Below are 13,114 nucleotides of genomic sequence, written 5' to 3'. Positions count from 1 at the left end.
GCACCCATATAGATATCCCTTTTAGCCGGTCCCTGACCATCGCGTGACGGCCCTTGTGCAGAGAGCTGAGCCGGACTGGGCAGATTATCCCCCTCTGACCGGGAATAGACCGGCAACTACGATCGAGAGAGTTCTCAACGAGGAGGCTCATCATGTCCGATCAGACGTCGGTACCGGCAGCGCTCGCGACGGGCGAGCACGCCCCCGACCGCAACCTGGCGATGGAGCTGGTACGCGTGACGGAGGCGGCCGCCATGGCCGCGGCCCGCTGGGTGGGCCGCGGCGACAAGAACGGCGCCGACGGCGCGGCGGTCAACGCCATGCGCCAGCTGATCAACACGGTGTCGATGAACGGCGTGGTGGTCATCGGGGAGGGCGAGAAGGACCACGCCCCGATGTTGTACAACGGCGAGCGCGTCGGCGACGGCAGCGGCCCCGACTGCGACGTGGCGGTGGACCCGATCGACGGGACCAGGCTGACGGCGCTCGGCATGCCGGACGCGGTGTCGGTGATCGCGGTGAGCGAGCGCGGCTCGATGTACGACCCGTCCGCGGTGTTCTACATGGAGAAGCTGGTCACCGGGCCGGAGGCGGCCGACGTGGTGAACATCGAGGCGTCGGTGGCCGACAACGTCAACGCCGTGGCCAGGGCCAAGCACTGCTCGCCGTCCGACGTCACGGTGGTCGTGCTGGACCGGCCGCGGCACGAGAAGCTGGTCAAGGAGATCAGGGAGACGGGCGCGCGGATCAAGTTCATCGTCGACGGCGACGTGGCCGGCGCGATCATGGCGGCCCGCGCGGGCACCGGCATCGACCTGATGCTGGGCATCGGCGGCACGCCCGAGGGCATCGTGGCCGCGTGCGCGCTGAAGTGCCTGGGCGGCGTGATCCAGGGCCGGCTGTGGCCGCGCGACGACGCCGAGCGCGCCAAGGCCGTCGACGCCGGGCACGACCTCAGCCAGGTGCTCACCACGAACGACCTGGTCAGGTCGGACGACGTGTTCTTCGCCGCGACCGGCATCACCCAGGGCGAGCTGATGCAGGGCGTGCGGTTCAGGTCGGGCGCGGCGGTGACCAGCTCGCTGGTGATGCGCGGCCGGTCGGGGACCATCAGGAAGATCGAGAGCGAGCACCAGCTCTGGAAGCTGCGCGCCTACAGCGCGATCAACTTCGACACGGCCGGCTGACCCGGCTCACCGGCGTCGTCTGCGCCTGGGCGGTTCCTTGATCTTGATGTCGCCGGCGAAGTTCGTGGTGCGCACCTCGACCACGGGCCCGCCGGGCTCGACCGGCTGCCTGGTCAGGCGGACGGTCTCCCCCTTGGCGACCCTGATCACCTCAAGGTCCTCCGGCACGTGGATCTCCAGGCCGCCGAAGACCAGGGTGGCGTTGATGACGATCCGGCTGTTCTGCAGGATCGCGTCGCGAAAGTCCAGCTTGGTCGTGCCGAACATGGCCGTGACGTCGAGCTCGGCGGGCACCACCCAGCGCCCGCCGCGCTGCTCCTTCTTGAAGATGGCCGACACCGGCCGGCCGTCGAGGTTCAGCGGCTGCTCCTCGGCCGGGAGCAGGTCGGCGGTGAGCCCGGCGAGGTCGCCGAGCGTGCGCGCGGAGTAGACGACGCCGAGCCGCTCCTCCAGCTCGACGAGGTCGAGCCGGCCGTCGGCGTGGGCGTCCTGGAGCACCTGCGCGATGCGTTCTCGGTCGGCGTCGGAGGCGCGCAGCTCGTGCGGCTGCGGCAGGCCGGGCGCGGCCGGTGCGCGCCGGGACGTCACGAACTCCTCAGCAAGCCGCTCTCCGACTTCCTGCAGCTTCGGCAACCACGATCCCGCGCGTTCGTTCACACTTCTGACGATATCCGGCGGCCCGGGTATTCGCTCGCCCAAGAACGGACCAACAGGGCGCACATCGGCGAATCCGCCCGAGCAACGCGCCGATCTCCCGACCTGGCTCTCCATTCGCCTCGGCGTGCCGGTGACCGTGCGCCGGAATCGTCCGGTCGGCGTACCGATGGCCGTACGCCGGAATCGTCCGGCGTTTCCCACCGTTGATCCACGCGACAGGCTTCTGACCGCTGATCCCGGGAGGCGGGCGTGCACCAACCGGCGCGATGGGGGCTCGGTGCGGCGGGGGTGGGCATCGCCGTGATCGCGGGCCTGGATCTGACCAGCCTCGACGAGACGAACCCGTTCAGGCGCACGATCAGCGAGCACGGTCTCGGCCCCGAAGGGTGGATCTTCGGGCTCGCCGTGGGGCTGCTCGCGGCCGGGTCGGCGGCCATCGGCGTCTCGCTGGCGCGCAAGCGGCTGGCCGGGGCGGTCGGCACGGTCGCGCTCATGGCCTGGAGCGTGGGGCTGCTGCTGACGGCGTCGTTCCAGAAGCACGACTGGGCGGTCGGGCCGAGCACGAGCGGCAGCATCCACCGGGTCGGCAGTTTCGTGGCCTTCCTCAGCCTGCCGCTCGCCGCGCTGGTCATCGCCCGGCCCTGGCGTCAGCGGGAACGCCGCAGGTCGGCGATGGTGGCGTTCGGGCTGGGGGTGTGCTCGGCGCTGTGGGTCGTGGGCATCGGCGCGGCGGTGCTGATCGGCGCCCGCCACGGGCTGCCGTGGTACCGCGTCATGCCCCTCGGCCTGGTCGAACGGGGGCTGGCGGTTACCGAGGTGGCCGCGTTGCTGGCCCTCGGGGTGTGGGCGGCCGGACGGCTGGCGGAGGCCGAGCCCGTGCGGGCGGTCAGGCGGGCCGTAGAGCGGCGATGAGGTCCTCCACGTAACCGCGGAAGACGGCCGCCATGTCCACCTGGCCGGGGTCGATGAGCCACTGGGTCTGCAGGCCGTCCATCATCGCGATCAGGCGGTCGGCGTGGGCCTCGGCGTCGAGGCCGGCCCGGAACTCGCCGCGCTCGGCGCCGGCGCGCAGCGCGGCGGCCACGTCGGCGCGCAGCCGCCGGTAGCGCCGCCTGGCCCACTCGTGGCCGGGGTGGCCGGGGGTCACCGCCTCGCCGCTGATCACCGAGAAGAGCTGGACGAGGCCCGGCACCCGCGCGTTGTGGTCGACGACGTCGGCCAGGGCGCGCAGCGCGGCGGCGCCGCCGTCGTGGCCGTCGTGCCCAGGCCCGAACCTGCGCCGGTCGAGCTCGTCGCGGTAGTCGAGCACCGCGAGGAGCAGACGCTCTTTGCTTCTGAAGTGGTGGAGCAGCCCGGCCTGGGAGAGCTCGACCCGCTCGGCGATGCGGGCCAGCGAGGCGCCGCGGTAGCCGTGCTCGGCGAACTCCAGCAGCGCGACCGCCAGGATGCGCTCCTTGCGCGCCTCGCCGGTCGCGTAGCCCCGTCTCACCCAGGCACCCTATCCGCCGCCGGATCCGACGCTGGCGTACGGCCCTGAGCAGCCGCTAACCTGACTCCGCCTCACGTTTGATTCCCCCCCGATCAGGAGGCCGTCGTGCCGTCCCCGCGTGATCGCCAGGCCCGTACCGCCACGTACGTCGTGTACGGCGTGCAGGGCCTCTCCTTCGCCACCCTGCTCGTCCAGGTGGCCAGCCTCCAGACCGAGCTGGAGCTCACCGACGGGGCGCTCACGCTCCTGCTGCTGATCGTGCCCGTCTTCGCCGGCGTGGGCAGCGTCGGCGCGGGCACGTTCGCCGCCCGGTACGGCAGCAAGCTGCTCCTGCGGGTCGCGCAGCCCGCGGTGGCGCTCGCCGTGGTGCTCACCGGCCTCGCGCCCTCGGTGCCGCTGGCCGTGCCCGCGCTGCTGCTGTTCGGCCTGGCGGTCGGCGCGGTGGACGCGGGCATGAACATGCAGGGCGTGGCCGTCGAACGCCGGTACGGCACCGCCGTGCTGAACGGCTTCCACAGCGTGTGGAGCGTCCTCAGCCTGGCGGGCGCCCTGTGGGCGGTGTTCGCGGCCGGCCGGGTCTCGCTGGCGGTCACGATGGCGATCCCCATGGTCCTGGCGGTGGCCGGGTCGATCTACGCCGGGCCGAAGCTGTGCACGATCGCCGAGGAGAAGGTCGAGAACGTCGTCGAGGCCGCGACCGGCAAGTTCCCCTGGCGGCCGATCATCCCGCTCTGCCTGGCGATGGGCTTCCTCTACATCGGCGACGCGGCGGTGTCGAACTTCGCGACCGTCTTCATGGGCAAGGCCCTGCTGGCCCAGGACAGCGTGGCGAAGCTGGCCTACAGCGTGTACCAGGGCGCGACGCTGGCCGTGCGGCTCGCCGGCGACGTCGCGGTCCGCCGTTATGGCCCGGCCGCCATCGTCCGGCTCGGCGGCGCGCTGGCCACGCTGGGCTTCCTCGGCGTCGTGGTGGCCCCGAACCAGCCGCTGGCGATCGTCGCGTTCGGGCTGACCGGGCTGGGGTTGTCGGTGGTCGCGCCGCAGTCGTTCTCGGCTGCGGGCAAGCTGGACCCGGCGGGCACCGGGGTGGCCATCGCCCGGGTGAACCTCTTCAACTACGTGGGCTTCATCGTGGGAGCCGCGCTGATCGGCGGCATCGCCGACGCCACGGACTGGCGGGTGGCGTTCGTCGCGCCGCTGCTGCTGGCCGGCGTGATCATCGCGCTCGCGCCGGGCTTCGCGCCCCGGCGGGCCGCCGCGCAGGCGTGATCCGCGAGCCTCCTCAGCCGCGCACCTCGGCCACCTGGACGGGACGCGCTTCGCGCAGCGACAGGTCGGCGGCCTCGGCGACGTACAGGGCGGCCAGGGCGTCCTCGACCGAGCACAGGCCCTCGCCGCCGCGCAGGAAGGCGTCGATCTCGGCCGCGTAGGCGGGGCCGAACCTGGCGGCGAAGTCGGGCCAGGGCGGGCCGGGCGGCTGCAGGCCCTCGGCGCTGCGCAGCGGGGCGCGCGGCCCGAGCCCGGCCACCTGGGTGCCCTTGGTGCCGGCCAGCTCCATGCGCACGTCGTAACCGGCGCCGTTGTAGCGGGAGCCCTGGAGGGTGGCCAGCGTGCCGTCGTCGAGGGTGAGCAGCGCGGCGCTGTTGTCCACGTCGCCGGCCTCCTTGAAGAACGCCGCCCCCCGGTTCGCGCCGACGGCGTGGACGGAGACGACCTCGCGCCCGGTCACCCAGCGCAGGGCGTCGAAGTCGTGGACGTGGCAGTCGCGGAAGAGGCCGCCGGACAGCGGGACGTACCCGGCGGGCGGCGGCGCGGGATCGGCCGTCACCAGGTGGACGCGGTGCAGCTCCCCCAGCTCGCCGGCCCGCAGCGCGGCGCGGGCGGCCCGGTAGCCGGGGTCGAACCTGCGCTGGAACCCGATGCACACCCGTCGGCCCGCGCTCGCCTCCAGCACCTTGACCGTCTCGGCGACCGTGCCCGCCACCGGCTTCTCGCACAGGACGGGAACGCCCCGCTCGCACGCCCTGATCAGCAGCTCGGCGTGCGTGCTCGTCGGCGTGGCGATGACCACGGCGTCGGCCTCGAACGGGTCCCCCGGCCTGCCGTACGGCGAGGTCCTGACCGGGTCGGCCACGATCAGCTCGTCGACCAGGGGATGCGCGGCCAGGTTCACCGCGTGGAACGCGCCGATCCGGCCCAGGCCCAGCAGTCCCACCCGCATGCCGCCTCCAATGCCGCTTTCCGCCTCAGTCCTTGATATGTCCGGACATACGGACTTTTAAGCCTTGTACGGCCTCCGCCGCCTGATGCACCGGCAGCCGGGCGAACCCGACCACGACCGCCGGCGGGCCGGGCGAGAACCGCATCGGCGCGACCGGCTCGGCGGCCAGGCCGACCTCCTCGGCCGCGCGGACGACCCGCAGCTCGTCCCAGCCGTCCGGCAGGTCGAGGTAGACGTGCAGCCCGGCCTGGATGCCCCGGACGCGGATCTCCGGCAGCTCCTCGGCCAGCGCCCTGACCAGGGCGTCCCGGCGGCGGCGGTACTCCCTGCGCATGCGTCGCAAATGTTTGTCGTAGCCGCCGGTGCGCAGGAAGTGGGCCAGCGCGTACTGCTCGATGACCGGGGAGCCCAGGTCGAGCTCGCTCCGGGCGCGGCGGATCGCCTCGGCCAGGTGGGCGGGGGCGGCGACCCAGCCGAGCCGCAGGCCGGGCGCGAGCGACTTGCTGACGCTGCCGGTCAGGATCACCCGGTCGGGGGCCAGCCCCTGGAGGCAGCCGACCGGGTCGCGGTCGTAGCGGAACTCGGCGTCGTAGTCGTCCTCCAGGATCGTGCGGTCGCCCGCGCAGGCCCATTCCATGAGCGCGGCCCGCCTGGCCGGGGAGAGCACGACGCCCGTCGGGTACTGGTGTGCGGGCGTGACCAGCGCCGCCTCGCCCTCCATGGCGCCGGTGACCAGGCCCTCGCAGCCCACGGGCACCGGCACCAGGCGGGCCCCGGCCCGTTCCAGCAGCGGGACCTGGCGGCGGCTGGTGGGGTCCTCGACGATCAGGCGCAGGCCGCCGCGCCGGGCCAGGACGTGCAGCGCCAGGCTCAGCCCCTGCGCCACACCGCCCACGACGACCAGATTGTCGGGATGGACGTCGGCCGCCCTGACCCGCCGCAGGTAACCGGCCAGCTCCTCGCGCAGCTCCGGGACGCCGCCGGGGTCGCCGTAGTCGAGCGCGTCGGACGGCACGGTGGCCAGCACGTGCCGGACGGCCGCCGACCACCGCTCCCGGGGAAAGTGCCCCAGGTCGGGGGACGTGGCCCGGTGCCCCTGGTACGGCCCGCAGGCGCCGCCGTCGGCCACCGGCCACGGACGGGCGGACCGGACGGCGCCCAGCGGGGCCACCTCGGTCCCGGCCCCCACCCGCGAGACCAGGAACCCCTCGGCCACCAGCTGCTCGTACGCCTCCACCACCACGCCCCTGGAGACCTGGAGGTCGGCGGCGAGGTCGCGGGTGGCGGGCAGGCGGGTGCCGGGCACGAGCCGCCCGAGGCGCACGCCCTCGCGCAGCTCGGCCGCGATCTGCCCAGCGATCCCTCCCGCATCCCGATTGATCTGGATGTGCAGGTCGGCCATATTGGTCCTGTCATATAGCGGCCTATTGGACTGTTTGCCCGAACCATTGTCTCCCTACGATCCTGCACATGAGAAACGGAATCGCCGGAGCCGCCACCGCCATGTTCCTGGTGGGCACCCTGGCCGGAGTGTCCGGCCTGATCGGCTCCTATCCCGTGTACGGCGGCCAGGCCGTGCGCTACCTCGCCGCGGCGGTCATCCTGCTGGTCGTCACCAGGGCGCTCGGCCTGCGGTTCGTCCGGCTGACCGGGCGGGAGACCCTGTACCTGGGCGGGCTCACCCTGCTCGGGCTGGTGGTCTTCAACATCTGCGTCGTCGAGTCCACCCGGGCCTCGGGGCCGGCGCTGGTGGGCACCGTCCTCGGCACCGTGCCGCTGGCGCTGGCGCTGGCCGGCGGGCGTCCGGCGCCGCGGCTGCTGGTGGGGGCGTCGGTGGTGGTGGCCGGCGCGACGCTGGCGACCGGACTGGGCAGCGGGAACCCGACCGGCCTGCTGTGGGCGCTCGGGGCGCTGGCGGGCGAGGTGAGCTTCTCCATGCTGGCCATCCCCCTGCTGCCGAAGCTGGGGGCGATCCGGGTGTCGGCGTACTCGACGGCGCTGGCCGTGCCCATGCTGGCCGTGGTCGGCCTGGTCCAGGAGGGCTCGGCCATGTTCAGGACGCCGACCGCGGCCGAGACGCTGGGCTTCGTGTACCTGGCGGTCGTGGTCACGGTCGTGGCCTTCTTCCTCTGGTACACCTCGCTGCCCAGGCTCGGCCCCGGGACGGCCGGGCTGTTCGCCGGGCTCATCCCGGTCGGCGCGATCGTGACGGGGCTCGCGCTCGGCATCGCGACGCCGAGCGTCTACGACCTGGCGGGGGCCGGTCTGGTGATCGTCGGCATCCTGGTGGGGCTCACCGCGCGGCGCTCGCCGGAGCCCGTGCCGGCCCCGGGATGACCACCTGACGGGGGGCGTACCCTCTATGGACATGGACTTCGACTACACCGATCTGCTTCCCCTGGGCGCCGATGAGACCGAGTACCGGCTGATCACGTCGGAGGGGGTGCGGAAGGTCGAAGCGGCCGGGCGTACGTTCCTGGAGGTCGACCCCGAGGCCCTGCGGCTGCTCACCGAGACCGCGGTCCACGACATCTCCCACTTCCTGCGCACGTCGCACCTGGCGCAGCTGCGCAAGATCGTCGATGACCCCGAGTCCAGCGGGAACGACCGGTTCGTCGCCCTCGACCTGCTGAAGAACGCCTCGATCTCGGCCGGCGGCGTGCTGCCGATGTGCCAGGACACCGGCACCGCCATCGTCATGGGCAAGCGCGGCCGCCACGTGCTGACCGACGGCCGCGACGCCGAGCACATCTCCAAGGGCGTGTACGACGCCTACACCAAGCTCAACCTGCGCTACTCCCAGATGGCCCCGCTGACCATGTGGGAGGAGAAGAACACCGGCAGCAACCTGCCCGCCCAGATCGAGCTCTACGCCGAGGACCCCCACGGCCACGCCGACGAGTACAAGCTGCTGTTCATGGCCAAGGGCGGCGGCTCGGCCAACAAGTCGTTCCTCTACCAGGAGACCAAGGCGGTGCTCAACGAGAAGCGCATGCTGGCCTTCCTGGAGGAGAAGATCCGCTCGCTGGGCACCGCGGCCTGCCCGCCGTACCACCTGGCCGTGGTGGTGGGCGGCACCTCCGCCGAGTTCGCGCTCAAGACCGCCAAGTACGCCAGCGCCCGCTACCTCGACTCCATCCCCACCGAGGGCTCGCCCTCCGGGCACGGCTTCCGCGACCTGGAGCTGGAGGCCAAGGTCTTCGAGCTGACGCAGAAGCTCGGCATCGGCGCCCAGTTCGGCGGCAAGTACTTCTGCCACGACGTGCGCGTGATCCGCCTGCCCCGGCACGGCGCCTCCTGCCCGGTGGCCATCGCGGTGTCGTGCTCGGCCGACCGCCAGGCGCTGGCCAAGATCACGGCCGAGGGCGTGTTCCTGGAGAAGCTGGAGACCGACCCGGCCCGCTTCCTGCCGGAGACCACCGACGAGCACCTGTCCGACGACGTCGTCCGCATCGACCTCAACCGGCCGATGCCCGAGATCCTGGCCGAGCTGACGAAGTACCCCGTCAAGACGCGGCTCTCCCTCACCGGCCCGCTCGTCGTCGCCCGCGACATCGCGCACGCCAAGATCGCCGAGCTGCTCGACGACGGCGGCGAGATGCCGCAGTACCTCAAGGACCACGCGGTCTACTACGCCGGCCCGGCCAAGACCCCCGAGGGTTACGCCTCCGGCTCGTTCGGCCCCACCACGGCCGGCCGCATGGACTCCTACGTCGAGCGCTTCCAGGCGGCGGGCGGCTCGATGGTCATGCTGGCCAAGGGCAACAGGTCCCGGCAGGTCACCGAGGCGTGCCAGAAGTTCGGCGGCTTCTACCTGGGCTCCATCGGCGGCCCGGCGGCCCGGCTGGCCCAGGACTGCATCAGGAAGGTGGAGGTGCTCGAATACCCCGAGCTGGGCATGGAGGCGGTGTGGAAGATCGAGGTCGAGGACTTCCCGGCCTTCATCGTCGTCGACGACAAGGGTGAGGACTTCTTCACCGACCGCACCGGGCCGGTGCTGAGCATCGGGCGCAGGTAGGGCCCGAGCGCGTCGAAGGGTGCCGGGCGGCGGTCGAAGCCCCTCGGCACCGGACGACGGGGGGGTTGCTCCGGGCGTCTCAGGCCGCGACGGCGGCTCGGTGGGGGGCGACGACGCTGCCGTCAGGCAGGAGCAGACCCGTGTCCTCGAACAGCACCACGCCGTTGCAGAGGAGGCTCCAGCCCTGGTCGGGGTGGGCCGAGATCACGTGCGAACGCTCACGGTCGGGCGAGTCCGCACTGGGGCATACGGGAAAGTGACTGCACATCATCGCGCACCTCTCAGATGGCGCTCCTGCTTCCTGATGTTCAAAAGGGCAACTGTCGCCCCGACGGCGTGCGAAGGTCCAGGGTGGCGCCGACCGGCTTCCTCGGCCGGCGGCGAACCTGTGTCTGGCGCATCTCCATCACGTCCTTCAACTTCTGTCGTCAGTGGTGGAACGTCGGCGTCCTACCCAGTCTCAGGGCCGGCACCGACAGTTTCAGCTGCTCGCGGGTTCTCGCCTGGTCTCATGTCCTAACCATGCCCCCGTCCCCTTTCGGCACCCTTACATCTTGCTGACGGCGTGCCGTGGTTCCTGTCAATCAGCCTGCCGTACGCGGGAAAGTGCCCTACTAGGCATCATGCACATTTATCGGGGAGAGGGGTGTGCCGAGCGTCACAGTCGCTCTGACGTGCGGTAATACAACAAAGCGCGCATCCCGGGCAGGAATGCGCGCTGTGTCGATGTGTCAGGCGGCGTAGGACGGGTAACCGTAGCCGACGACCTGCGAGATCGGCCGGACGCGCTCCTCGACCTTGCCGTTGCCGGTGTTGCCCTCGATCGTGGAGATCGTGCCGTCGCCGTTGTCCTTGACGACGAAGCCGACGTGCTGGATGTCGCTCAGGCTCTTGCTGCCGCTCCAGGAGAAGAAGACGACGGCGCCCGGCCTGGCCTCGGTGCCCCAGCGGTCGTTGGCGGCGAACCACTTGGCGTGGGTCACGGTGTAGGCGTCCCAGCCGACCTGCGGGCGGGCGCCGGTCTGCTCGCCGACCCAGGAGACGAACATCGAGCACCAGGCGGCGTTCAGGTAGTCCTGGCGGCTGCCGCCGTCGCGGGCGACGGTCTCGCCGGCGCGCTGCGAGTCGGCGTACCACTTCTGGAACTTGGTGCCGCCGCCGTTGGCGTCCTCGGAGGTGCCGACCTGGGCGCGGGCCGTGGCCAGCACCTGGGCGGCGGTGACGTTCACCCGGCCCTGGGCCGAACCCTGCGCGGCCGACCGCTGCGCGGCGGTCTGGGCGTCGGTCCGGTGCGCGGTGGCGGCGCTGACGGCGGCAGTGGTGCCCAGCGCGGTCACGGCGATGGTCGCGCCGAGAGCGAGCTTGGCGATATGGGACGTGGTCATCATGGCGTGCTTGGCCATCGGGGGGTGCTCCTTTGCTCACCGTCCGCGCATGAGGCACGGCGGGTCACAGGTGTGAATCCTGCGATGGGTGATGACGACAGATCTGCGGGGGCGCCTCGACACGGCTGCCCTGCCGTCGCGTACAAACAGGTACAACAGCGCCCTGACCTGGGTAATTCCCACCCCAAGAAATCCCCACAGGACGCCTGTGCGCGGACGGCTCATGCCGTCCGCGCACAAACTGGACCCAACTGACTCTCGCCACGATGCCAAGGCGAGACCTAGGTCGCAAGTCTGATGCACTTGCGAACAACTTGCAATAGTGTCCTCCAGAGATCTACTTCGAGAGGACGGACCCATGGGGGACTACACCCTTCCCGACATGCCGTACGACTACGGCGCGCTGGAGCCCGCCATCACCGGCGAGATCCTGGAGCTGCACCACGCCAAGCACCACGCGGCCTACGTCAAGGGCGCCAACGACACGCTCGACCGCCTGGCCGAGGCCCGCGACGGCGGCGACTTCGCCGGCCTGGTGGGCCTGGAGAAGACCTTCGCCTTCAACCTGTCCGGCCACGTCCTGCACTCGATCTTCTGGGAGAACCTCTCCCCCGACGGCGGCGACCGTCCCGACGGCGCGCTCAGGGCCGCCATCGACGAGCATTTCGGCACGTTCGAGGCGTTCCAGAAGCAGCTCACCACGGCCACGGCGTCGGTCCAGGGCTCCGGCTGGGGCGTGCTGGCCTGGGAGCCGCTGAGCCGCCGGCTGGTGGTCGAGCAGATCTACGACCACCACGGCAACGTCGGAATGAACACCACGCCGCTTCTCGTGTTCGACGCGTGGGAGCACGCTTACTATCTGCAGTACCGCAACGTGCGTCCGGACTACGTCGAGAAACTGTGGGGCCTCGTCAACTGGGCAGATGTGGCCCGGAGGTTCGCTGACGTAACGAGTCAGGCGGGTTGACTTAAGTTCGCAACAATTTATCGGCCCCGCCTCTACTGGTCGGTTTACGCAAATAGGTAAGCTGCCTGGCATGCGTGCGCCCTCCGGTTACCTTCTCGCCGCGCGCTATCGGCTTGTGGAGCCGGTTGGTCGCGGCGGCATGGGCACCGTTTGGCGGGCGCATGACGAGTTGCTCGACCGCGACGTGGCGGTGAAGGAAGTACGGCTGCCCACCGTCCTCGACGAGGAGCTGCGCGCGGAGTTGTGCGCCCGCACCGAGCGCGAGGGCAGGGCGACCGCGATGGTGGCCCATCCGTCGGTCATCACCGTCTTCGACGTCGTGACCGAGGACGACCGTCCCTGGATCGTGATGGAGCTGCTCCGGGCCAAGTCCCTGGAGCAGCTCATCCAGGAGCACGGACCGCTCCATCCGCGCCGGGCCGCCGAGATCGGCCGGCAGATCCTCGGCGCGCTGCGGGCCGTCCACGCCAAGGGCATCCTCCACCGCGACGTGAAGCCCAGCAACGTCCTGGTGACCGAGGACCGCGCCGTGCTCACCGACTTCGGGCTGGCCGCGCTCGAAGGCGACGTCTCCATCACCCAGGCCGGCATCGTGCTCGGCTCGGCGGGTTACATCGCCCCCGAACGGGTTCTCGGCTCCAAGGCCAGCCCCGCGGGCGACCTGTGGTCGCTCGGCGCGACCCTCTACACCGCCGTCGAGGGCCGGGGGCTGCACGGCCGCCGTACGGCCGCCGCCGCGCTGGCCGCGCTGACCAGCGGCGAGCCGATCCCCATGAGCAAGGCGGGCCCGCTGGCGCCCGTGCTCGACGCGCTGCTCAGGATCGATCCACAGACCCGGCTCGACTCCGTGCGGGCCTCGCTCATGCTGGCCCGGGTGGCCGCGGGCGGCTCGGCGGAGGAGCCGCTGGCCCCGCGCCGGCCCGTACGCCCGGTTCCCGTGGTCACCTCACCCCCTTTCGCGCGCAGGCCCGCGCACCGCGGGCTGCACAGGGCGGAGGCCACCGCCGCCGCGCTGTCGGTCCCGCCGCCGCGCCAGGAGCGCAGGCCGGGTGAGGGCGTCCACCGCAAGCGGGTCGAACCACGTCCAAGTCCGTCCACTTATGTCCGTTTCAAGGCTGCGGTGATAAAGTTGTTCCTTCCTCGGCGGTTCTGGCCAAGAGAACTTCGCAAGCGAGGGTAAAGCACTTCCC

13 protein-coding genes are annotated in these 13,114 nt (G+C 71.4%); 7 read left to right on the top strand and 6 right to left on the bottom strand.

Going from position 1 to position 13,114, the window contains the following annotated elements; genetic code table 11:
* The first annotated feature begins 152 nt into the window (after window positions 1–152).
* The gene (gene glpX / locus ACFYUV_RS36650) at window positions 153–1,187 is read left to right on the top strand and encodes a class II fructose-bisphosphatase (protein ID WP_387677118.1); all 1,035 of its coding nucleotides are present in this window, start codon (window positions 153–155) and stop codon (window positions 1,185–1,187) included.
* Between the two features lie 6 nt (window positions 1,188–1,193).
* Here glpX and ACFYUV_RS36645 read toward each other — a convergent pair whose 3' ends face one another.
* Complete coding sequence (locus ACFYUV_RS36645) at window positions 1,194–1,844, bottom strand: DUF1707 domain-containing protein (RefSeq protein WP_387677115.1); 651 nt, start codon at window positions 1,842–1,844, stop codon at window positions 1,194–1,196.
* A gap of 249 nt (window positions 1,845–2,093) precedes the next feature.
* Between ACFYUV_RS36645 and ACFYUV_RS36640 the strand changes: the two genes are divergently transcribed.
* Complete coding sequence (locus ACFYUV_RS36640; protein ID WP_387677112.1) at window positions 2,094–2,756, top strand: DUF998 domain-containing protein; 663 nt, start codon at window positions 2,094–2,096, stop codon at window positions 2,754–2,756.
* Here ACFYUV_RS36640 and ACFYUV_RS36635 read toward each other — a convergent pair.
* Window positions 2,731–3,333 carry a TetR/AcrR family transcriptional regulator gene (locus ACFYUV_RS36635; RefSeq protein ID WP_387677110.1) on the bottom strand — a complete coding sequence of 201 codons (603 nt, stop codon included), beginning with the start codon at window positions 3,331–3,333 and terminating at the stop codon, window positions 2,731–2,733. The two genes, ACFYUV_RS36640 and ACFYUV_RS36635, sit on opposite strands and share 26 nt — an antisense overlap.
* 105 nt (window positions 3,334–3,438) lie before the next feature.
* On the opposite strand from ACFYUV_RS36635, the gene ACFYUV_RS36630 reads away from it, so the two are divergent.
* Entirely contained in the window at window positions 3,439–4,602 is a 1,164-nt protein-coding gene (locus ACFYUV_RS36630; RefSeq protein ID WP_358294453.1) for an MFS transporter, read from the top strand.
* A gap of 13 nt (window positions 4,603–4,615) precedes the next feature.
* On the opposite strand, the gene ACFYUV_RS36625 is transcribed toward ACFYUV_RS36630, so the two are convergent.
* Both ACFYUV_RS36625 and ACFYUV_RS36620 read right to left on the bottom strand, forming a co-directional pair.
* The gene (locus ACFYUV_RS36625; protein WP_387677105.1) at window positions 4,616–5,554 is read right to left on the bottom strand and encodes a Gfo/Idh/MocA family oxidoreductase; all 939 of its coding nucleotides are present in this window, start codon (window positions 5,552–5,554) and stop codon (window positions 4,616–4,618) included.
* A gap of 25 nt (window positions 5,555–5,579) precedes the next feature.
* Window positions 5,580–6,956, bottom strand: coding sequence for a PLP-dependent aminotransferase family protein (locus ACFYUV_RS36620; RefSeq protein WP_387677102.1), 1,377 nt, complete (start codon window positions 6,954–6,956; stop codon window positions 5,580–5,582).
* A 68-nt stretch (window positions 6,957–7,024) separates the two neighbouring features.
* On the opposite strand from ACFYUV_RS36620, the gene ACFYUV_RS36615 reads away from it, so the two are divergent.
* Both ACFYUV_RS36615 and ACFYUV_RS36610 read left to right on the top strand, forming a co-directional pair.
* Complete coding sequence (locus tag ACFYUV_RS36615; RefSeq protein ID WP_387677100.1) at window positions 7,025–7,891, top strand: DMT family transporter; 867 nt, start codon at window positions 7,025–7,027, stop codon at window positions 7,889–7,891.
* Window positions 7,892–7,922: 31 nt separating this feature from the next.
* Window positions 7,923–9,572 (top strand): fumarate hydratase, encoded by a 1,650-nt coding sequence (locus ACFYUV_RS36610; RefSeq protein ID WP_387677097.1) that lies wholly within the window; start codon window positions 7,923–7,925, stop codon window positions 9,570–9,572.
* Between the two features lie 79 nt (window positions 9,573–9,651).
* On the opposite strand, the gene ACFYUV_RS36605 is transcribed toward ACFYUV_RS36610, so the two are convergent.
* Together ACFYUV_RS36605 and ACFYUV_RS36600 are read right to left on the bottom strand one after the other, a co-directional pair.
* Window positions 9,652–9,840, bottom strand: a complete 189-nt coding sequence (locus ACFYUV_RS36605) for a DUF5999 family protein (protein WP_358294619.1) — start codon at window positions 9,838–9,840, stop codon at window positions 9,652–9,654.
* A 463-nt stretch (window positions 9,841–10,303) separates the two neighbouring features.
* Window positions 10,304–10,975, bottom strand: a complete 672-nt coding sequence (locus ACFYUV_RS36600; protein WP_387677094.1) for a CHAP domain-containing protein — start codon at window positions 10,973–10,975, stop codon at window positions 10,304–10,306.
* A gap of 340 nt (window positions 10,976–11,315) precedes the next feature.
* On the opposite strand from ACFYUV_RS36600, the gene ACFYUV_RS36595 reads away from it, so the two are divergent.
* Both ACFYUV_RS36595 and ACFYUV_RS36590 read left to right on the top strand, forming a co-directional pair.
* Window positions 11,316–11,924, top strand: coding sequence for a superoxide dismutase (locus tag ACFYUV_RS36595; protein ID WP_352330694.1), 609 nt, complete (start codon window positions 11,316–11,318; stop codon window positions 11,922–11,924).
* A 70-nt stretch (window positions 11,925–11,994) separates the two neighbouring features.
* Window positions 11,995–13,104 (top strand): serine/threonine-protein kinase, encoded by a 1,110-nt coding sequence (locus ACFYUV_RS36590; protein ID WP_387677091.1) that lies wholly within the window; start codon window positions 11,995–11,997, stop codon window positions 13,102–13,104.
* Window positions 13,105–13,114: the final 10 nt, after the last annotated feature.

The sequence above is a fragment of the Nonomuraea sp. NPDC003560 genome (genome assembly GCF_042878785.1).
GTDB lineage: Bacteria > Actinomycetota > Actinomycetes > Streptosporangiales > Streptosporangiaceae > Nonomuraea.
Note: the sequence above shows the minus strand (reverse complement) of the source record. Positions and strands in the feature narration are given on the sequence as shown.